Origin of the sequence: Pseudomonas pergaminensis (assembly GCF_024112395.2) — a bacterium.
In the GTDB taxonomy this organism is placed as follows: domain Bacteria; phylum Pseudomonadota; class Gammaproteobacteria; order Pseudomonadales; family Pseudomonadaceae; genus Aquipseudomonas; species Aquipseudomonas pergaminensis.
The window spans coordinates 3,154,483-3,172,573 of sequence record NZ_CP078013.2; the positions used below are offsets into that span (position 1 = coordinate 3,154,483).

At 57.1% G+C, this 18,091-nt stretch carries 21 protein-coding genes and 1 pseudogene; 3 read left to right on the forward strand and 19 right to left on the reverse strand.

Annotated elements, in window-relative coordinates; translation table 11 throughout:
- Positions 1-2 precede the first annotated feature (2 nt).
- From KUA23_RS14190 to KUA23_RS14200, 3 genes are read right to left on the reverse strand one after another with little or no spacing between them, the layout of a single operon-like run.
- Positions 3-374 carry a TIGR03745 family integrating conjugative element membrane protein gene (locus KUA23_RS14190; RefSeq protein WP_034103321.1) on the reverse strand — a complete coding sequence of 124 codons (372 nt, stop codon included), beginning with the start codon at positions 372-374 and terminating at the stop codon, positions 3-5.
- Positions 375-391: 17 nt separating this feature from the next.
- Positions 392-631, reverse strand: coding sequence for a TIGR03758 family integrating conjugative element protein (locus KUA23_RS14195; RefSeq protein WP_034103319.1), 240 nt, complete (start codon positions 629-631; stop codon positions 392-394).
- The gene (locus tag KUA23_RS14200; RefSeq protein WP_080758240.1) at positions 628-963 is read right to left on the reverse strand and encodes an integrative conjugative element protein, RAQPRD family; all 336 of its coding nucleotides are present in this window, start codon (positions 961-963) and stop codon (positions 628-630) included. Before KUA23_RS14200 ends, KUA23_RS14195 begins: the two co-directional genes overlap by 4 nt.
- Positions 964-1,099: 136 nt before the next feature.
- On the opposite strand from KUA23_RS14200, the gene KUA23_RS14205 reads away from it, so the two are divergent.
- Both KUA23_RS14205 and KUA23_RS14210 read left to right on the forward strand, forming a co-directional pair.
- On the forward strand, positions 1,100-2,851 hold the full coding sequence (locus KUA23_RS14205; RefSeq protein WP_252994186.1) for a hypothetical protein: 1,752 nt from the start codon (positions 1,100-1,102) through the stop codon (positions 2,849-2,851).
- 50 nt (positions 2,852-2,901) lie between these two features.
- A complete protein-coding gene (locus KUA23_RS14210) occupies positions 2,902-3,984 on the forward strand; it encodes a DUF3800 domain-containing protein (RefSeq protein ID WP_252994281.1) in 1,083 nt (360 codons plus the stop codon).
- Between the two features lie 74 nt (positions 3,985-4,058).
- On the opposite strand, the gene KUA23_RS14215 is transcribed toward KUA23_RS14210, so the two are convergent.
- The 12 genes and pseudogenes from KUA23_RS14215 to KUA23_RS14270 form a co-directional block, all read right to left on the reverse strand.
- Positions 4,059-4,790 carry a TIGR03747 family integrating conjugative element membrane protein gene (locus KUA23_RS14215; RefSeq protein ID WP_213569597.1) on the reverse strand — a complete coding sequence of 244 codons (732 nt, stop codon included), beginning with the start codon at positions 4,788-4,790 and terminating at the stop codon, positions 4,059-4,061.
- A gap of 92 nt (positions 4,791-4,882) precedes the next feature.
- A pseudogene (traD, locus tag KUA23_RS14220) lies at positions 4,883-6,985 on the reverse strand (type IV conjugative transfer system coupling protein TraD); the annotation flags it as partial.
- 9 nt (positions 6,986-6,994) lie between these two features.
- Complete coding sequence (locus KUA23_RS14225) at positions 6,995-7,510, reverse strand: integrating conjugative element protein (protein ID WP_034103314.1); 516 nt, start codon at positions 7,508-7,510, stop codon at positions 6,995-6,997.
- Complete coding sequence (locus tag KUA23_RS14230) at positions 7,507-8,055, reverse strand: lysozyme family protein (protein WP_252994187.1); 549 nt, start codon at positions 8,053-8,055, stop codon at positions 7,507-7,509. Before KUA23_RS14230 ends, KUA23_RS14225 begins: the two co-directional genes overlap by 4 nt.
- Positions 8,037-8,756 carry a TIGR03759 family integrating conjugative element protein gene (locus tag KUA23_RS14235; protein WP_252994188.1) on the reverse strand — a complete coding sequence of 240 codons (720 nt, stop codon included), beginning with the start codon at positions 8,754-8,756 and terminating at the stop codon, positions 8,037-8,039. Before KUA23_RS14235 ends, KUA23_RS14230 begins: the two co-directional genes overlap by 19 nt.
- Positions 8,757-8,765: 9 nt before the next feature.
- Positions 8,766-9,437, reverse strand: coding sequence for a chemotaxis protein (locus KUA23_RS14240; RefSeq protein ID WP_252994189.1), 672 nt, complete (start codon positions 9,435-9,437; stop codon positions 8,766-8,768).
- The gene (gene pilL2 / locus KUA23_RS14245; RefSeq protein WP_034104192.1) at positions 9,434-9,976 is read right to left on the reverse strand and encodes a PFGI-1 class ICE element type IV pilus protein PilL2; all 543 of its coding nucleotides are present in this window, start codon (positions 9,974-9,976) and stop codon (positions 9,434-9,436) included. The genes KUA23_RS14240 and pilL2 overlap by 4 nt, the downstream gene beginning before the upstream one ends.
- Before the next feature lie 90 nt (positions 9,977-10,066).
- Positions 10,067-10,831: a DUF5983 family protein gene (locus KUA23_RS14250; protein ID WP_252994190.1), complete on the reverse strand. Its 765-nt coding sequence runs from the start codon at positions 10,829-10,831 to the stop codon at positions 10,067-10,069.
- Between the two features lie 52 nt (positions 10,832-10,883).
- Positions 10,884-11,378 (reverse strand): RadC family protein, encoded by a 495-nt coding sequence (gene radC, locus KUA23_RS14255; RefSeq protein ID WP_034103303.1) that lies wholly within the window; start codon positions 11,376-11,378, stop codon positions 10,884-10,886.
- A 98-nt stretch (positions 11,379-11,476) separates the two neighbouring features.
- Positions 11,477-11,734 carry a hypothetical protein gene (locus tag KUA23_RS14260; RefSeq protein WP_252994191.1) on the reverse strand — a complete coding sequence of 86 codons (258 nt, stop codon included), beginning with the start codon at positions 11,732-11,734 and terminating at the stop codon, positions 11,477-11,479.
- 71 nt (positions 11,735-11,805) lie between these two features.
- Complete coding sequence (locus tag KUA23_RS14265; RefSeq protein WP_034103298.1) at positions 11,806-12,387, reverse strand: STY4534 family ICE replication protein; 582 nt, start codon at positions 12,385-12,387, stop codon at positions 11,806-11,808.
- An 899-nt stretch (positions 12,388-13,286) separates the two neighbouring features.
- Positions 13,287-13,628: a helix-turn-helix domain-containing protein gene (locus KUA23_RS14270; RefSeq protein ID WP_034103296.1), complete on the reverse strand. Its 342-nt coding sequence runs from the start codon at positions 13,626-13,628 to the stop codon at positions 13,287-13,289.
- A gap of 210 nt (positions 13,629-13,838) precedes the next feature.
- Here KUA23_RS14270 and KUA23_RS14275 point away from each other — a divergent pair, with 210 nt between their 5' ends.
- Positions 13,839-14,096, forward strand: a complete 258-nt coding sequence (locus KUA23_RS14275; protein WP_034103294.1) for a hypothetical protein — start codon at positions 13,839-13,841, stop codon at positions 14,094-14,096.
- A gap of 43 nt (positions 14,097-14,139) precedes the next feature.
- On the opposite strand, the gene KUA23_RS14280 is transcribed toward KUA23_RS14275, so the two are convergent.
- The 4 genes from KUA23_RS14280 to KUA23_RS14295 form a co-directional block, all read right to left on the reverse strand.
- A complete protein-coding gene (locus KUA23_RS14280) occupies positions 14,140-16,107 on the reverse strand; it encodes a DNA topoisomerase III (protein ID WP_252994192.1) in 1,968 nt (655 codons plus the stop codon).
- A 222-nt stretch (positions 16,108-16,329) separates the two neighbouring features.
- A complete protein-coding gene (locus tag KUA23_RS14285) occupies positions 16,330-16,800 on the reverse strand; it encodes a single-stranded DNA-binding protein (protein ID WP_034103290.1) in 471 nt (156 codons plus the stop codon).
- On the reverse strand, positions 16,797-17,315 hold the full coding sequence (locus tag KUA23_RS14290) for a DUF3158 family protein (protein WP_034103288.1): 519 nt from the start codon (positions 17,313-17,315) through the stop codon (positions 16,797-16,799). Before KUA23_RS14290 ends, KUA23_RS14285 begins: the two co-directional genes overlap by 4 nt.
- Positions 17,312-18,067: a PFL_4669 family integrating conjugative element protein gene (locus tag KUA23_RS14295; protein WP_034103286.1), complete on the reverse strand. Its 756-nt coding sequence runs from the start codon at positions 18,065-18,067 to the stop codon at positions 17,312-17,314. The genes KUA23_RS14290 and KUA23_RS14295 overlap by 4 nt, the downstream gene beginning before the upstream one ends.
- Positions 18,068-18,091 lie beyond the last annotated feature (24 nt).

Below are 18,091 nucleotides of genomic sequence, written 5' to 3' on the forward strand. Positions count from 1 at the left end.
CCTCACAGAATCGCAGCAGCCTTGGTCAGGAACCAGATGATGATCACCACCAGCAGCGCTCCAATGCCGACCACCGCACCCAAGTCCTTCCAAGTCTTGCGCTGGTTCTGCACGTCGGCATAGACGGTCAGCGAGTGCCAAGCTACGCCGAGAAAAGCGAGCAGGGCGATCAGCAGGCCGAGGAGAATGCCGCCGTCGTAGGCGTAGTTTTTGATCGTCTCGATCAACCCAGAACCTTCACCACGTGAAGGGGCTTCCATGGTAGGAAGCTCGGCAAAAGCCAGGCTTGGACCGAGCACCAGCAGCAGACCAATCAAGCGCTGACTGGCATTATCACGCAGGTTGTTTTTCAGGGGGACAAGGCACTTGAGCATGACGGCGATCTCCTGGTTTAGGAAAGGGTGAAGAACATCAGAACCAACAGCGCGAGCAACACGCGTGCAGTGCTGCCACCGAAGGCACCGAATCGCACGCTGCCTGCGGCCCAACCCCGGTAAGCCGTCCACATCACCCAGGCACACCACAGCAAAGCCAGAACGAGGACCATGGACAGCCACAGCGTCGAACTGCTCTGCGGTGAGAAACCGGATGCGTTTTGGAACGCGGAGTTCTGAGCGTCAGTCATGCTCATGGCGGCGGCTCCGCTGACGGAGTGTCAAGGCGGTAATCACCAACCAATTCAATGGAGTCGCGGGGCTGAGCGCGGGAAGGGGACAGGTAGTCCCGAACTCCGTGGCGGATGCGCTGGATGTCTCGAGTCAGCCGGGGATAGTCGAAGCGATAGCGTTCGTCGGGTTCAGACCTGTTGGTTGTCTCGGCTCGTGCCGCTAGACGTTCTAGAGTGTCGAGTTGCTGCTGCACTAGGCTGAGCTGTTCCTGCTCATGAGCAGATGCGGCATAACTGTTGTCATCGACGATAGCAAGCGAGAACAGTAACAAGCAGCGAAAGGGGGTAGTTGGCATGATGCTGGCCCATATGGATCTGGGAACAGAATCAAGTCAGAGGTCGAATTGTTCATTAAGAAACTTGAGGTGTGATCAATCGCTTTTTCGGGGAGTGGACTGATAGGCTGTTTGCGACACTCAAGGAGAAGGACCGATGTTTGATTACGTGGGAAGATTTCCTATTCCGGCCGACTTGCTACCGCAGCGGTTGCGCTCACTGCTAGAGCCAGTGGGGACTGATCCGTTGCAGAGAGTCGAGGTGAGTAGTTTCACGGAAACCGAACGCTCAGAGTCGAACCGCGAGACGGTTCATATGTTGATGGCTGTCGTTCCCGATGACGGTAACGCGATACCCGTTCTACATAGTCAGGGTGCGGTGGCGCACGGGGTTCCGACTCCAAGTGAGAAAGGGAGCGTGAAAGACTTCACACCGAATGTGAGTGGGTATGACTACATCGTTGCCTCCTGGGGCAGCAGCTTGTTCTTCACATACACCTTGGCCGAGAAGGTATGGATGGCGTTGGGTTTAACGCCACGATGCATTGGCAATGAGCATCAGCGTTTGGTTTACGACGATTTGAGCCTTCCAGAGTTCGGAGTCGCTGAAGGTGAGGTTTCGCTGCAATACCACTTCAAGCCGTCCCGGGATGTTAATTGGTTCATGTCAAACGAGTATCTGCGCAAGTATCTGTGGTTGAGGGGGGGACGCGGCGTTCGCCATTTCTTCTATCAGGCGACGCTCGCAGACAGCCCGCAACTGCGCAAGCTGATGAACGGGGAACGTTTTCATTCTCTTGGCGAGCCGGGAAGCTGGCTTGATGGCGATCTTCGGGAAACAGAGAACGGCTTACTGCTCCAGGTATGGGCGACAGTAGTGGCAGTTTCCTGCAACCTCTGCCCTCAGCAGACAGCTGATGGGCTGACTTGGCCAGGTGTTGCTGGAAAGGTTACGCACGCTAGTGCCAATGACATCATGAGAAATGATACGACGGTCTATCTCGACGACAGATTTCTCGAACGCTATGAACAAAACAGCTTGTACGGAAGCACACCTGTAGACGCGCATGGTGGCTGGTATTGCAGTCCATCTTATCTTGGGCAGTGGTCTTTCACTCGGTGCCGGCGAATCGGGCGAAACCTAATCGAGGTGGATCTACGGGATCTGTATAAAGGCGTCCCGGAGCGGGAAACATTGCATGCTCATGTCCACGCCCTGGATCCTGCGATCGTGAAACAGTGCGACCTGACTGAAGAACACATCGTTTCCAAAGTTGATCGGTTCCTCACGCAAATGCTGTCCTTGGGAGAAAACCTTTCTCGGCTTGGGACCGCGCTGGGCATCGAAAAACCGGCTGTCGAACTGCTCGGGTTCTCACGGGAAGAAGTTGCAGCCGATGGCTGGCTACATTATCCGCAGGTTGCAAAACTCGCTCAGTTCGCGCCCTTGGACATGACCCAGCAGGCCTTTCTCGCTCGATGCAAATCCATCCATGAAATTTGGCAGAAGCTGCCCGACGGTTTCCTCAAACAGCTTCTGGAAGCTATGGGGGTCCCGAGAAAGTTGATCGCAACTTTGGGGAAGCTAAAGCTTCTGCAGTGCTTACTGAACATCCTGACCAGGTTCGACGAAAACTGCGAGGCATCGGACGCACTAAAAAGCAAGGATGAACCAGAAGGCTGGAATGCGAAAAACAGCGACATTGCAATGCTGTTCGTCACCTACGATCTTCGCATTGCCGATGCCCATGACGCCGTGAGCAAGATCGAGAGGTTGCAGGATCAAGACTTCGACACGGCTACATTGCATCAAGGTTATGGTCGTGCGCTCGACTTTGTCCTAGATGGCGTCATCGACGCCTTCACGGCAATCAATAGTCCCCTGGGCCGTATTCTGGCACGCGCATGATGTGGCAGGGCCTGGAGGCATTTTACAATGTGGGGAGACCAACCTTGAGCATGACGTTCTATCTCGACGAGAGTGGTCATAGCGGTGACATAGTCAACAGCGGCGACGGCTTCGACTTCAAAGGGCAACCGTACTTCGTACTGGCTGCGGTGGGGGTGAGTGACGAGTCGGCAGTTGTCACTCGAATCGACGAGCTGCGCGTATTGCACAGGATTTCACCTGGTGAACTTAAGTCCAAGTCTCTGATGGCCAAGCCCAAATTTGTTTTGGAGGTTATAGACTATCTGGAGTCTATCGGTGCGCCTCTGTTTGTCGAACTCGTGGATAAACGCTATTTCATTTGCGTGCATATCACGAGTTTTCAGTTGCTACCATCTTGCATGGGGTTCCCCAAAGGCGCACCCATGGCCTTCCTTAGGAATACTGTTGCGGACTTTCTGAATGCTGAAGCTCCGGATCAGGTGCTCCACGCATTTGTCCAAGCCTGCCTAGAGCCTTCTGAGGCGCACCTGCTGCAGTCTCTTTCATTGCTTCAGGATCTGGGCGTGCGCCTTCTGGACATCCCAGGGAAGAAAGATATTGCCCGAGGCGTAGTCATGATGGTGGAAGATGCCCGTAACGAGTATCTGGAACTCAAGGAGCAGGATCCTGACGCATTTCTCCAGTTCCTTCCGCCACCTGATCACAACAAGCGCAGCAAGCGTGTTTGGATGCTTCCCAATCTGACCTCGTTTGCCAACATCTACGCGCGCCTGAATCTCTACTTCAGACGAAATCTGCAAGGTGTCCACATCGTTCACGATCAGCAGTTGGAACTCGAGGATATCCTGCATCTGGGGAAAGCGACCGTGGAAGCCCAGAAGGACCAAAGCCAGGTTCCATACACTCCACACTCGGACTTTATTTTCGAAGAGATGGCTACTTTCACGTTTGCGCAGTCGCACGAGGGCATTGGCCTGCAGATAGCGGATGTCGTGGCGGGGGCGGTGATGCGCTACTTCAGGGATAGCCAGAGTGCAACGGTAAATCCTGATCTGGCAAAGGCCGTCGAGCGCTTGATCAGCACATCCGATGCTCGAACCGGTTATGGGGTCAATCAGGTCGTGGCCTCGCAAGATGTGCGGTACGCTTAGCTAGGAGGGCTGCGGCCATCAAGCACGCGTATCATCGTATCGACTGAAATAAAAAATCAGCACTTGTGTTGCACTTAAATATATTTTTTGAACGTCGCTGCGGTGATAGCTGTCGTTACTCCGAGCAACACCGCGCAAGGCAAAAAAACGGCCATCGGATTGAGCGAAAAGGGCAGTGACAGGTAAATGATCCAGGGCACGATCAGCAGTGGTATCACTGCGCGCTTGGCGCGGTGATAGACAAAACTGCTTTCACGCCCCGCGCCGAATTTGCGCAGGTCACGGCGCATCAAACCATCTACAAAACCAGTGAACATGGCCAACAGAAACAAGGGTGTCGCCAGAACCAGAATGGTCAGGCGCACCACGAAGGTGAAGGTGACATACACCGCTGCCAGCATGAAATCCTCAATGCTTACGTAGAGCTGATTGGTCCAACTCCAGAAGCCGTTACTCTGGCTCGACGCGCGTGCCTGCTGGGCAAAATCCGCAAAGCCAGTCTTGACCACCAACCACTGATTGAGGACGTCCAGCCACTGGATAATCGCCTTTTCAGGTTGTCGAAGAATGAGTGAAGCTTTGAAGTGCTCGCTGAGCCATCCCAATTCGCTATTCAACATGGCTTGGCTGTGCCGCCAACCCTGATCGCCCCAGAACAGCAGCAAACCAGCGAACTCGATGAGGATGGAAAACAGCAATGAGGCGATCAGCAAGCCGATGATGCGTAAAACCAAACCAATCGCCGAGACGATTAATCCCGGGCGCTGGATCGGTTGTGGCGGCGTGTTCTGTACGGAAGTTGCCATCGTTTACTCCATCGCGCGCCGTCAAGTGGATGCCGCCACGGCGCCCACCGAATACGTGTTTGGTGAATCGAAACCTGTGGTGGGGTAGGGCTACCCACCTGATCCAAATCGAAGTTGGTAGTTGGGCCGCCACCGCTTGCGCTCCACCACTGTCCCGCCTGCGCGTTGTATGCCGCCCGCATCCGTTGAGTGAGTTCCTGCAGGTCCTTGGGCATGGCGTCGTCGTTGGAGGGTTTGGGTAAAGGCATGCGGACTTTCCAGAGCTGCCCACCGGCCTGGAAGGAGAACATTTGCCCCTTGGGCAAACTGACGATATGAGCAGGCTCGATCAACGGCACACTGGTGCTGCTGACACGGTCCTGTGAGGACGAGGTGAAGTCCGTGTTGGCCTCCGGATCGGAGGTGTCAGTCGCGCCCGACACCAGGGTCTTGGTCAGCACGTTAACCTTGGGTAACTGCTGGGTGAGCAGTTCAGCGGTGGCGGTTTCGCGCACGCGGAGCATCTGCAGGGTGTTGAAGTTGCCGATCACTTGGCCAGCCTTAGCTCGGTTGCCGATACGTGCCTCGATATCGCTAAGGGTCTGGGTGTAGGCGGTTACCCGGACGCCGGCACCGCCACCCTTGTTGATCAGCGGGATGAACTCGTCGCCCATCAACTCGTTGAACTCATCAGCGTGCAGATTGATCGGCAACTTGTCACTGTTGTTGCTCGATTGGGGCAGGCCATGGTCAATGCCGTGTTTATAGATGTGTCCCGCCACCGAGACCAAGTCGGCGAACATGGAATTGCCCACAGCGGCAGCCACCTCGGCATCGGTCAGCGCATCCAGGCCAACGTAAACGATGCCGCGTTTTCGGATGATTTGCATCCAGTCGAAGATTGGCCGCGGGTCATCTAAATCGGTGTAGTTGGGAGCCAGTAACTGGGCGGTCTTGCCGGTGGTGAGTTTCTCCAGCAGCGGCAGTAGCGACGCAACGATTTTGTCGAAGTAAGTACGGTCGTAGCGTACCGCCGAACGCAGCCCGTCCATTACTGGATCAAATACCCGCTTCACCGCCAGGTACTGCTCGATGGCCACCACGCGTTTTTCGCGTCCCACCATATGCCGGGGGATGTTCTTCTCGGTGAGCTTGCCTTCAAGCTGTACGATCACTTCCCACGCTTTCGGATCGGTTCTGGCGAAAAACTGTTGCGCGTATTCGATGAACAATGCGTCGATGTTGACCACATGCCGCTGGATTTGGAGGTAGTCCGGACGTCGTCCCAACTCGATCAACGCCCGGGCGATGATGTTGACGAAACGCCAGGCGAATTCACGGAAAGCCGCGGAGTTTCCCTCGCCACTGAGCTGTCCAGCAATGCGTGACGCCACTTCCGAAATGCGTCCAAAACGTCCCACTGCGTTGTAGCGTGCGGAGATCTCCGGCCAGCCCAGATGGAAAACATAGAACTCATTTTCTCGACCGGCGCGTTTGGCTTCTACGTACATGCGTTTGAGCAAATCGGCATCGCCCTTCGGATCGAAGACGATCACCACCTCGTGTTCAACGCGATGAATGTCTTGGGTGATGTACACCTCGGCGAGCCGCGTCTTGCCAACACGGGTCGTGCCCAGCACGAGGGTATGCCCGACTCGTTCACCCAGCGGCAGACTGACTTCCGTTTCGTCGGGCTCAACCCCATGCAACAGCGGTGAGCCACCGACTGGGGGTAAAGGGCGCAATGGATTAAAGACGCTATCCCAGGCCGTGACACGGGCCAGTGTCGAGAGCGGAAATGGCGCATGTTCCAGGCGACGTTCGAGTCCACGTGCCAGGCGGTAACGGGTCGGTTGGTCGACGTAGTGAGCGACGGCCGGATCCTGGGCCTCGACCAAGCGCTGGGTGTGCAGGCGGGTCCAGCGAAAGCCGCGGCCCATGAACAGACGTTTGCGGCTCACCGAAATCTGCCGGCTGGTCAGCTCGTAGCGCGGCAGCCGGCGGATATTGCGCCGATAGCGCAACACCTCCCAGGCTTGTCGGAGGCGGATCAAACCGAACAGGGCATAGGCCAGAGCCGCAATCAGACCGATCTCGGGTGATAGGGCCACGGCCCAGGGCGAATACACGCATAACACCGCCGCGGCGACGCAGATCGCCACGGTATACAGCTCGACTGCGGGCCGGAGTTTGGACTCCATCGCATGCTCGGCCATGACCCAGACTCACTGTTCCAGTGAGGTGGCTGTGATTAAGACAGGGTAGTGCTCAATTTTCAGGCGAGAGGCGATGTCGTTGCCGTTGACCGGCAGGATGGTGATGCCCGGCGCGGCTGCTCGAATTCGGGCCAGGGCTTCAGTATCGGTCACTTCGACGGCGAGGCCGGCCGCCCCGATTTCTTGCAGTTCAGTCGCACGCTGATGCAGCCAAGCCAACGATTGGGGATCCTCCCCGACAAGAAAAAATGGCTGCAAGCCCGGCATGTCCAGAGTGCGAGTTGTGATTTGGCCTGGGCTCAAGTGAGAGCTGCGCACGGGCAGTATCCAGGTTTCATCGGCAAATGCAGATAGGTCTGCATGTATGGCCCGAGCAGGCCGGGTCTTGTTGTTTATTGGCGGCCTGGAAGCTTCAAACTGGGGGTGGGTGAAACCGCCAGGCTGACCGTCTGCAAATGACAGTCCAGGCTGGGCGAGCGCAGCCAAGAGCATGGCGAAGTAGTACGCATTGGGAATATGCTTCATGGTGGTGTGCCCTGTTTAAAGGAAACCTGTAGTCCGTCGAGTAGTTGGGAAAAGCCGGCGCGGTAACGCGCGGCCGGCGTTCCTCCTGCCGGGCGGTGATATCGGCCAGCAGCTGACACCCAATCACCGGTGACGGCGTGATGCCCTTGCAGCAGCGCGGCAGTTACGGCCAGATTGCGGTAGGGTTCGAGGGCTTCGCAGGGACTGGAAAAATGCTGTCCGTGATAACCCAGGTTGATTTGCCCAAGCCCGGCATCGACCCGCTTGGCGTCATACCGAGCAAGCGCCTGAAGCAAGGCGTGACAGGCGGTCTGACGATTGGCGAAACGGTAAGAGCTACCGGCAATATTCAGCGTCCAGGGCCAGGGCAGCAGTCGACCACGGAGGCGGGCGCCACTCTCCTGCAGGGCAATCGCGAACAACACCGTGGAAGGGACGTTGGCGTCATGCGCTGCCAGTTGATAAGCCGGAGGCGGAAGTTCGTCTGCCCGGACGGCGTGCACCGTCAGCAGGAGCGCAATAGCAATCAATCGAGACGTTGCCATTGTCCATTCACCTGCTGAAATGTGACGGGTAACGGTCTCGGGGCTCCCAGGCTGAACCAGCGACCACGGTCATGGTTCAGTGTGATCTGCCGGCGTTGGACCTTGGCCGGATCGATGTCTGCTTGCCGAGCCCAGCGACGGACACGTTCATCCTTGCCCTGGCTGCCCACCAGATAGATATCGAACGCCGTATCACTGCTTTGCAGACGCTGCGCTTCAGCGGTGCACGCAGGGCAATGGTCTTCGACAAACAGAGCACGGCGCGGCTCTACCGGTGAGCTAGCAGCGGGCGGGGATGCCATACCCTGAATCGGCAACAGCCCCGGAAACAGCTTGGCCCAAGCTGCGGTGTAGGCGTTTTGGTAAGCCAGCTCGCGCTGGGCACGTTTGGCTTCCAGCGCTACCTGCAATTCGGCATAGCGCTGACGCTCTTGGTCGTTCTCTGCTTCGACGCCGAGTGCAGTCAGCGGATCGAGATTCGGGCTCCAAAAACCACGCGGGCCTGCCTGGATCTGTTCGAAGCGTGTCCACTCCTGCTCCGTCAGACCCCAGCTTGCCGCCTGTTCGGAGTGCGAACGCTCCAGCGGAGCAGACTGCGTGTCCTGGGTCCGTGACGGTGTCGTGACGGGGTTGCCCAGCGCAGCGCCCGTGCTCAGCAATGAAACGAAACAGACGATGGGGCTCAGCAGCGCTCTGTTCATGATCGCTTCTCAAGGGAGGTGCACGGTCTGATCTGGGTGAGCGTTCACCGCGAAGATAGCCGCGTTCGGCTCCAGCACCTTCAGTTGCCATGTGCCGAACTGCTCGCCGTTGTGCAGCAACTGGATATCATTGAGCGAGCGACTGTCAGGAGGTGCGACCGCCAGAAAGCGCTCGCCACCGCGGTACTCGACGCTCAACACTGAAAATGGAGGCAGGAGCGGGGCAGGCTTGGGCTGAGCGTTTTTTTTCGGCTTGGCCGAGGAAGGCGTCGGTGGTGGGAGTGGTGGCTGGCTTTTGAGGTCCAGGAGTTGCTGCTCGACGTGCTCAAGTCGTGCGGGTAGCGCGATCATGTCGGCTTCGGTGGCACGGGCTGCCAGACCGTCACGTAGCTCCTGTAACTCTTGCGCCCATTGATCCAACATCGGATCGAGGGTATTGGCCTGTTGCTCACCGGTATCGACCATCTGCTTGAGATCTTTCAGTGCGTACTGCAGCTTCTCCTGTGCATCCTTGATAGCGCTCGAATCACGTTGCAGGGCGTCTAGCGTCTGGAGGTGCTGGGCATTCGCGTCTTGTAGCTCGGTCACGCGTTGATACTGGTTATACAAACCACCGCTCAGCCCGGAGACCGCCAGGCAAAGTGAGCCAACAATAAGGGTTTGAAACGTCGAGGCTTTCATAGGCGTGCCTCCGGCTGATGGGACGAGGTTGGTGTGACCCGTACCATGCCTGCATCATTGTTCTGCTGTTCAAAGCAGACCGAACGACTGACTTCATCGCTTGTGAGTTGCCAGGCGGGGCCAGCCAGCACTTGTAGCGCGCTGCGCAAGGGGATCGGGCCGAGCCGGTAATGGGCGGCGGGCAGAGGCCGGGTAAACAGTATTTTTACTGGTTCGGCAGCAGGGCAGAGCGAATAACCTGAGCGCTGCAGCACGTAGTGCATCGCTTCCTGTACCGAAGGATTCAGGTTGGACGGAATGCTCACCTCAATGATTTGAGCGAGAAGATTACGTTGCTCTGCCGTGGGCTCGGTGCTGACCAGCGTATAGCGGCCATAGCGGAGCTCTGTCGGGTGACTCTCTTCGGCTGTACTCCTCGAAAGCTGGGCCCGATTGGAACTACCGGCATTCTCTGGACTAGTCGGCAATGGGGTGGGGATCTGCGCCGTGCAGGCGCTCAATAAACCCAGCAGGCAGACAGGCGTGAAAAAACGCTCCATGGAAAAAAACCTCATGTCAGATTCAGTGCAGAACCTGACATGAGGTGAAGGAGCGATTCAGTGAGTAAGTTGATTCAAGACGGGTCGTGTTTAAGTTGAACGCGTTGCTATTTCGTCATAAATGGCGAGCCCATCCAAGAAGGCAGCGTCGGGGTCGAAAATCAACAACCTCACATCCGCCAATGCCGCCAGATACAGTACGTTGACCAAAGCCTCCGGCGTACCGGCGTCGAGCTGTTCTTGCCTCAACGCCGAGTAAGGATTGCCCTCGATCTTAACCAAGTTATCGTCAGTCCAGGGCGTGCCGATCAGCTTACATCCGAAGCCATTGCAGTCTCTCAGGGCGAAGGGTTCAAACAGCAGACCGGTTGGTCCAGTGTTGAAACTGCCAGCTCGGTGTTCCAAGTAGCGCAATGCATCTTCAGTGAGGTGTGCGGTACTGATTTCCCAGGCTCGACTGTAGTGTCCCGTTTCGAAGTTCAAGCGATGGACCATGGCTTGGGCTTCTTCGAGGGAGTACAGATCGCCGACGTGATGCAGCTCGCTGAGCATTTCACCATTCACGGCGTAGATCACTTGGCGCACCAGCCCGGTGAATTGGCAACGTTCATCCAACTCATCCGGAATCAATTGGTCTTCGCTGATTATGGCGAAATCATCGCAGAACAGGCAGGGGAACAGTTCTAGCGCATCGTCGGGCAGATAAGCTTGAGAGTCGTGTACGGAGCGAAAGCAGGGAGGGCAGTCGTTCGCGTAGGTGATCAGCAGCAGCCGTTCGATAGATAGATTGTCATAGCCGCGAACGAATGGGTTTGAGGCCCCTAGCATGGCTGGGGTTTGGGTAGTGGAGTTCATGAGTATTCTCCAGGATGAAAATGAACAAGGCGCCCGAAGGCGCCTGTAAGGGTTAAAGCCAACCGTACTCGGCAAGAGAAAGTGGGCGACCTTCACCCACGATGAAGTGATCCAGTACGTGAACCTCGATCAACGCCAAGGCCTCCTTCAAGCGTGCGGTCAAGACGCGATCTGCCTGGCTGGGTTCCGTACATCCCGAGGGGTGGTTATGAACAAAAATGGCGGCTGCTGCGTTGTGCGCTAGGGAGCGCTTGACGACCTGGCGGGGATAAACACTGGCGCCATCGATGCTGCCGTGAAAGAGGATCTCGAACGCTAGAACGCGATGGCGGGCATCGAGAAAAATTACACCGAAAACTTCATGCTCTTGTTGCGCAAGATGAAGTTTCAGATATGAGGCCACGGCGTCAGGTGACGTCAGATTCGGGCCGCGGGTGAATAGCCGGCGATCCAGAATGTGCAACGCTTCGTCGATCAGCTGGTTTTCCTGGGCGATACGATCAGCCTCGCCATCCGAGGTTTCGATCAGGGTGAGTGGGGTGCTCATGGGATACCTCCGAAGGGAACAATCCGGGGTACACACCCAGGGGAGTGGTGTCCCCGAGATGGATATAGAGTCAGGGACATTGCCCGATGACGCGCTGTTTACAGCCGAGTGAATCGGTGTCGTTGTCCGTGCAGGTGTGAATCACAACCGTCGCAGGTCAATGGGGAGCAGGTTCGTATTCCACGGCCAGTTTCGGGGTCGAAGTCGGCACTGATGGGCATTAGCCGAACCAGCCCGCGATGGAGGCCGGCGATGCATTTCTCGATTTCATCCGTCGTGTAGTAGAGCGATAACGTGCTGTAGTCCTCGTAAGCCGCAGCGAACAGACAGTCGTCGCAAAGCCAGAAGAATTCCATGTAGGTTCTCCTGTGCGGATTGAAGAAAGGCGCTCGATTGAGCGCCTTGATGTAAACATCGTGGATTGTATTCAGGCGGACTGAACAGTACGTGTGGCAACACGGCGGGCCATGCGGGGAGTGGGTGCAGATTCAGATTTGATCCTGGTCTCTGTTGGGTTGTGGGTATCCTCAGCTTCGGCATCAGCCGACGTTGGGGGTGGCTCACTGTTTGGCGCTGGCTCAGCAGGTGCTGTTGCCTCCTGCCTGGCAGGCGCTTTGTACTCGAATACGCCGTTGACCTTGATCCAGTCGATGAAGAGCAAACGACCTTTCAGGCTGGCGCCCGGTTGGCCTTGTTTAGCGCCTTTCTCATAGAGAAATGGGTCAATCCACAGGTCGCCGATACGGAATGACAGCAAGACCTTTTTCTCGGCATTGACGGCATCCATATAGAGGCGGATCAAGCGCTCAGCTTCGCCCCCAGCGACTTTGCAGTCGAAGCGGGTGTACTCGACTGCATCAGTGGCGCCGTGCAGAGCCGCGATATCGCAGGCCATGAACGGCTGGCCGCGGCGGACTTGTACTTCACGAACACGGTTGAGGTAGCCGATACCGACGGTGTGCAGATTGAAGTAAGTGGTCGCTTCTTGGGATTGGTTGGGGTGGGCCATGGTGGTTCTCCTGTTTCAAGGGAAAACGGCGACGCACAGCCCCTGACGGGGAAGTGAGCCCCCGTCAGGGTGGGTAAGGTGAAGGCGAGCGATAAACGACTCGGCACCGGCAAGCCGATGATGATCAGAACGATGCGCCTGGAGAATAGGGAGGCAGCAGAGGAGAAATCCGCAGCATATCTGCGGACCTAGGGTAGTGGGCATTCATCACCGCTGAAGCGGTAATCGTGCGAGCCTCCGAACGCTGATCGCACTTGGGTAAACCACCACGAACGTGGCGTAGCCTTGAAGGTTCTGGCTACCTGGGCTGGGCTGTCAACGACAGCGAACCACGCCCTTTGTATAAGCCTGTCATAGGGGAGCGTCAAGACGCTGCGACCCGATTTTTTATGGCCGGAATATAGTGGTGGTCACTGGACTGAAGAAAGTGAAGAGTGGGCCTGACGGGGTGCCAGGCGAAGAAGAGAAAAGCCACCTTTGACGGTCGTACGCAGTCGACAAGCTCTCGCAAAACTTGGTTTAACTGCATTTTGATTCGCCAACCGACCCTTGTCGTGGCCTGGATCGGAACATGCTGGCACGCATCCGCGCACAAAGGGTGCCCAGTGTTTCCCCGGTGGGCTCCGGGGCTGAATACGATCGCCGAGGCGGATGACCGCTATTGCCTGGCAGAGGCAACAGTGGTCATCCGCCACCACGATCAAGTCGAGCACAAAACGGGAATGAAATCCCGCAGAAGAGAAGGCTCCGAACTCAAGGAGTTCGACCGAGCTGCCCGGAGCGAATCGGTCTTGGGTCGCTGTTGGCGATGATCCTGAGGCACTACAGCAGAGAGGGTGGGGCACGTCAAGCCAGCGGGCCACCCCGCATAGGACGCTACGTGAGCGCGATGAAAGAGGTTACTTACTGCTGAGATGAGCCGCCAATTGTTCGACGGTTGCCAAGATAAAGGCACGGTCGTTTTCTTTCAGTCCGATCAGCAAGCCCGCAATCATCTGGCCTTGGTCATGGGGGCGATTGCTCGACTCCGTCAGCAGTTCATCCATCCGGCAGTCGAAAATGTCCGCCAGTTGCATCAGCTTGACCACGGAAAGCTCCACCACACCCCGCTCCAGGCGCGAGATGGCTTCACTGCCGATTCCCAGGCGTTCAGCCACCTCTTCCTGGGTCAGATTACGCTGAGTGCGGTGTTTCGCGATCATGCGCCCGATTTGGGCTTGGGTTGGATGTTTATGTGCCAAGTGATGGGTTCTCCAGTTCAACCCGAATGGTTGAGCAAAGACCCATTGACATGAACATCCTTTACGGTTGAGTATCGACTGACTGGGTTGTTATATTGACTGAAATCGCTGTGTAATGCGACGTGGCTTCTATTCCCCCCAGGAATCAGAGTCCGAGATGGTCAGTGAGAATGAATGGTCTGATAGGATAAAGCTGAGGAACGGTTGAGCATGGAAGAGGAGAGCGAGAACGTCATGGATCTGATTTGGGATCGAACACTGGAGCTGTTCATCAAGATTCATGATTGCCCGGAGAATCCCGAGCACTTCGACAATCTTGTCCATTGGCTCAACGAAGATCCTGCTCACCTGAAAGCGTTCAACGAACTGGGGCAGATATGGATTTCGACAGGCATCGCCTTGGCCCGTGAAATCGGACAACCGCTAAGCGACTTGGAGAGGGATCAGTCGCCGTTGATGATGCACTGACCAGTACATCGTCCCCAATCTCATATTGATCTCCAATGGCGCGTCATAGGCTACGCGCATCTTTTCTGATTGGCACAGTGCACTTGCAGCCCGGGTAGTGGGAGCATGACCAGAACGGCCCTGATTTCCCCTTTCGCCTGAGCATTAAGGCGTTGCAAATGGGGCAGGCCGGACCGGCTTCGATAGGCATGGCTAAAGTAAGAGAGCTGCAGCGTGCAACCAACTGCGCAATCCAATTCGCCTGCTTGGCGACGAACGCATCCAGGGTCAGACGTCCCGCTTCGATCTCGTCCAGAGCTTGCTCCCAGATCGCGGTCATACCCGGATCCGCGACTGCAGCAGGCACCGCCTCGATCAGGGTATGGGCCGCTGCGGAGGCCATCAAAGCTCGTTTTTTCTTCAACAAATAACCGCGATCAATCAACCCCTTAATGATACCGGCACGTGTGGCTTCGGTGCCGATACCGGTGGTGTCCCGAAGTTTCTGTTTCAGACGCGGGTCGTTGACCAGCTTGGCCACATTTTTCATCGCCCTGATCAGATCACCCTCGGTGAGCGGTTTGGGCGCAGCGGTGCGCTTCGACTTGAGTCCGACGTCGTCCACTGCGCACTGCATACCCTGTTGTAGGGCGGGCAACACCTGGGACTTTTGACTGGGTTCATCGTCTTCGGCGTTGTCGGAGAGCAAGCTTTTCCAGCCTTGGACAAGGATCTGTTTGCCAGCAGCAGTCAAACGCTCGGCGCCACACTCCAGTTCGACCTCGGTTCGATCAAACTCGTGATGCGGTAGGAATTGCGCGAGGTAGTGGCTACGAATCAGTTCGTAGACTTGGCGCTCTTGTTCAGACATCCGCCCAAGGTTCGCCGGCTCGGTGGTGGGGATGATGGCGTGGTGCGCGGTAATCTTCGCATCATTCCATGCTCGTGAGCGCAATGATCGATCGATGCTTCCGAGCGCTGAGCGTAACGCGGGATCCATTCTGAGCAGGGCATCGAATACCGCACCGACCTCGTTGAACATGCTCTCTGGCAAATAGCGGCAATCGCTGCGCGGATAGCTGGTGGCTTTGTGGGTTTCATACAAGGCTTGGGCGATGTTCAGGGTTTCCTGAGCGCCGAGTCCCAACTTGCGTGAACAGACTTCTTGCAGTGTGCTCAGGTCGAAGGGCAGGGGTGGCGCTTCGCGCAAATGCTCAGTCTGCAGCGAGACTACGGTGGCGGTGTTGCTGCTAAAAATCGCTTGGACGGTCTGACTGGCAAGCGCCTGATGCAGGCAGCGACCGGCTTCGTCACGTCCTGAGCTTGGCGGTATCCACGACGCGATGAAAGGTTGCCCCATTGAAGACAGGCGCACCTCCACCACCCAGTACGGCACAGAGACGAAGCTGGCAATCGCGCGGTCTCGTTCAACCACCAAGCGCAAAGTGGGTGTTTGGACGCGTCCAACCGACAGCACGCCGTCATAGCCCGCCCGCCGTCCTAGGAGGGTAAACAAACGACTGAGATTCATACCAATCAGCCAATCGGCGCGGCTGCGGGCGAGGGCTGAGTGATAGAGCGGGAAGGTCTGCTGACTAGACTTCAGCGACGACAGTGCTTTGCGAATCGACGCCTCGTTGAGTGCGGATAACCAGAGGCGCTCAACAGAACCACGGTAGTTGCAGAGCTCTAGTAACTCGCGGGCAATCATTTCACCTTCGCGATCGGCGTCGGTGGCGATGACGACGGTGGTAGCTTCGCTGAGCAGGTGTTTGATGATTTTGAACTGCGCGACAGTCTTGGGTTTGACCTCAACTCTCCACTGCGCGGGAATGATCGGTAGATGGTCCAACGACCAGGTTTTGTACTGATCGCCATAGGCTTCAGGTTGGGCCGTTTCCAGCAGGTGACCGATACACCAGGTGACGGTTGTCTCGGGACCAATCAAGCAACCATCGCCACGTCGGCTGGCTCCGAGAACCTTGGCGATGTCACGACCTTGGGAGGGTTTCTCGCAGAGAAAGAGACGCATAGAACTGCTCCGTGTTGAGTTCGGAGCAGCGTTGTTGGAAACAGCAATGGCGAGCTATGAGAAACCTGAATGGCAGGTCTCTCATATTAGTCGGTGAGGGCAGTCTTGAATGGGGGCGAGGCTGCTAGGTTGCAGTCATGTGGACGACAGTGCTTCACGAGCAGCGAGTAATGACAGGCCAGGAACTTCGCGCAAACGCGCATTTTTTATGCCTCATGTCCGTCATGCCGATGGTGGCTGCCCTCTGCGCTTTTTGGACTTCGACGCAGGCAAGCTGGCCTGGTCTGTAGCCTGCCCGACGGGAGCCGCAGACGAGGCTGATTCACTGGAGCGCTCCCGCATGATCACGTTCTGCACGCGATGAGGCAGAATGCCGACACGACGTGCCTCGATCTTGAAGGTCACCCGTGCATTGTCCTCACTGTCCTCCCACTCATCGCGCACGGTGCGGCCTTCGACCAACACGCGCATGCCTTTCTGGTAGAGCGTGCTCCAGTGTTCAGCCTCGCGGTGCCAGAGTTCGACCGGCGCCCAATAGCCGCCTCGATCTTCGTAGCTGCCATCGCGTGGGATGGGGTTGTCGAAGTACACATTCAGCCGCAGCAAGCGCCGTGGCTCGTCATTACCTGAGGCGAACTCCTGGAACTCTGGCGCACTGCCGATATTGCCTTCGCCAACGAAAAAAGTACTCATGGTGATACCTCCACTGCGGGTGTGAACTGGCGCAGCAGTTGTTCGGCGCTGGCCATTTTGATCGCGCAGGTCTTGGCCTGGCGGTAGAGCGAATGCACCACGCTCATCTGCAGGTTCAGTGCAATGCGCTCGCATTCGAAACGGTGCAATCCCTCGCGTACGGCCTGCGGCAGGGCGTTGTTGTGGGCCTGGCGCTCCCAGACCGCAACGCCCATGCGGGCGAAGTCACGGGTGCGCCATCGCAAAAAGGTGCTGCCCGCACTGGCGTTCTGCAGCACCAATCGAATATCCAGCAGCGAGTAAGGCGGTTGTCCGGCCTGCTGCGCCACAGCGTCCATCAGGCGACGTAACTGCGCCTCGGTTTCCCTCGCCACCTGCGCCAGGTAGTCCAGCTCCCCCTTACCTTTAAAAGGTTTTAAAAGGCCTTTTAGGGAGGCAGAATGTTCGAGCTGGCGATAGGCTTCCGGTGTGAGTGTTTCGAGGGGGATTGGCTGAGTCGAGATAAAGGGCTTCATGCTTCGTCTTCCGACTCATCGACTGTCGCAGATGGCTCTACCGCGTTCTCCGCCAACGCTTCAGCATCATCCACCGCCACAGCACCATGACGAACGATGGGTGGCGCGAACTGGGAGCGGCGATGCCCCTCAAGGATGTCCATAGGGGGTAATCCAAACTTCTCCATGGCCGCCAGAGCACGAGCGTTGTTCGCCGCCATGTCATCACGGGTGACGCCAGCATGCCGATAGCGCTGGGCCTGGCCGAACAGGCTACGCAGCAAATGGGCGCCGTCGTCGATCCAGGCTTCCATGTCCCGGCGACCGATCAAAGCGGTGTGATGGGCCAACAGGGTATGGCGCACCAAGGTGTCGTAGTCAGTCAGCAGGTAGACGGCGAGGAAGCCCAGCTGGCTGCCGATGTACAAGGGTAAGGTGACGGGGTGAATGTTGAGGTTATCGCCCATGTCGATCTGCGTCGGCAGCTCTTGTCTGATCCGGTCCAACTGCTGGGTCAGTTCCAGCATCCCAGCCTTGGCCTGCATCAATTTTTCTTCGAGCTGCACGATCGCCCAGTCGGCATAAGGATCGTCCTGCGCTGCGGCCTGTTTGATCAGGTTAGTGACGCTGATGTAGCCCGCCATGCCCATGATCGAGTGGACGCCTTCGCGTGCGGTTCGACCCTGCCAGATTCGGGCGGCGTGGTGGGTATGCAGTGTCAGGGTGATGCTGCTGCGTAATGAGCCCAGGTTGAGCTGATAGTGATCGGCCACGGTGTCGTCCTCGCATAGGCTTGG

Coding starts and splice junctions, on each gene's coding strand:
- KUA23_RS14205 (WP_252994186.1), top strand. CDS start 1,100: ATGTTTGATTACGTGGGAAGATTTCCTATTCCGGCCGACTTGCTACCG.
- KUA23_RS14240 (WP_252994189.1), bottom strand. CDS start 9,437: ATGAAAGCCTCGACGTTTCAAACCCTTATTGTTGGCTCACTTTGCCTG.
- KUA23_RS14230 (WP_252994187.1), bottom strand. CDS start 8,055: ATGGCAACGTCTCGATTGATTGCTATTGCGCTCCTGCTGACGGTGCAC.
- KUA23_RS14195 (WP_034103319.1), bottom strand. CDS start 631: ATGAGCATGACTGACGCTCAGAACTCCGCGTTCCAAAACGCATCCGGT.
- KUA23_RS14200 (WP_080758240.1), bottom strand. CDS start 963: ATGCCAACTACCCCCTTTCGCTGCTTGTTACTGTTCTCGCTTGCTATC.
- radC (WP_034103303.1), bottom strand. CDS start 11,378: ATGAGCACCCCACTCACCCTGATCGAAACCTCGGATGGCGAGGCTGAT.
- KUA23_RS14280 (WP_252994192.1), bottom strand. CDS start 16,107: ATGCGTCTCTTTCTCTGCGAGAAACCCTCCCAAGGTCGTGACATCGCC.
- KUA23_RS14260 (WP_252994191.1), bottom strand. CDS start 11,734: ATGGAATTCTTCTGGCTTTGCGACGACTGTCTGTTCGCTGCGGCTTAC.
- KUA23_RS14265 (WP_034103298.1), bottom strand. CDS start 12,387: ATGGCCCACCCCAACCAATCCCAAGAAGCGACCACTTACTTCAATCTG.
- KUA23_RS14235 (WP_252994188.1), bottom strand. CDS start 8,756: ATGAACAGAGCGCTGCTGAGCCCCATCGTCTGTTTCGTTTCATTGCTG.
- KUA23_RS14290 (WP_034103288.1), bottom strand. CDS start 17,315: ATGAAGCCCTTTATCTCGACTCAGCCAATCCCCCTCGAAACACTCACA.
- KUA23_RS14285 (WP_034103290.1), bottom strand. CDS start 16,800: ATGAGTACTTTTTTCGTTGGCGAAGGCAATATCGGCAGTGCGCCAGAG.
- KUA23_RS14210 (WP_252994281.1), top strand. CDS start 2,902: ATGACGTTCTATCTCGACGAGAGTGGTCATAGCGGTGACATAGTCAAC.
- KUA23_RS14225 (WP_034103314.1), bottom strand. CDS start 7,510: ATGAAGCATATTCCCAATGCGTACTACTTCGCCATGCTCTTGGCTGCG.
- KUA23_RS14275 (WP_034103294.1), top strand. CDS start 13,839: ATGGAAGAGGAGAGCGAGAACGTCATGGATCTGATTTGGGATCGAACA.
- KUA23_RS14215 (WP_213569597.1), bottom strand. CDS start 4,790: ATGGCAACTTCCGTACAGAACACGCCGCCACAACCGATCCAGCGCCCG.
- KUA23_RS14190 (WP_034103321.1), bottom strand. CDS start 374: ATGCTCAAGTGCCTTGTCCCCCTGAAAAACAACCTGCGTGATAATGCC.
- pilL2 (WP_034104192.1), bottom strand. CDS start 9,976: ATGGAGCGTTTTTTCACGCCTGTCTGCCTGCTGGGTTTATTGAGCGCC.
- KUA23_RS14250 (WP_252994190.1), bottom strand. CDS start 10,831: ATGAACTCCACTACCCAAACCCCAGCCATGCTAGGGGCCTCAAACCCA.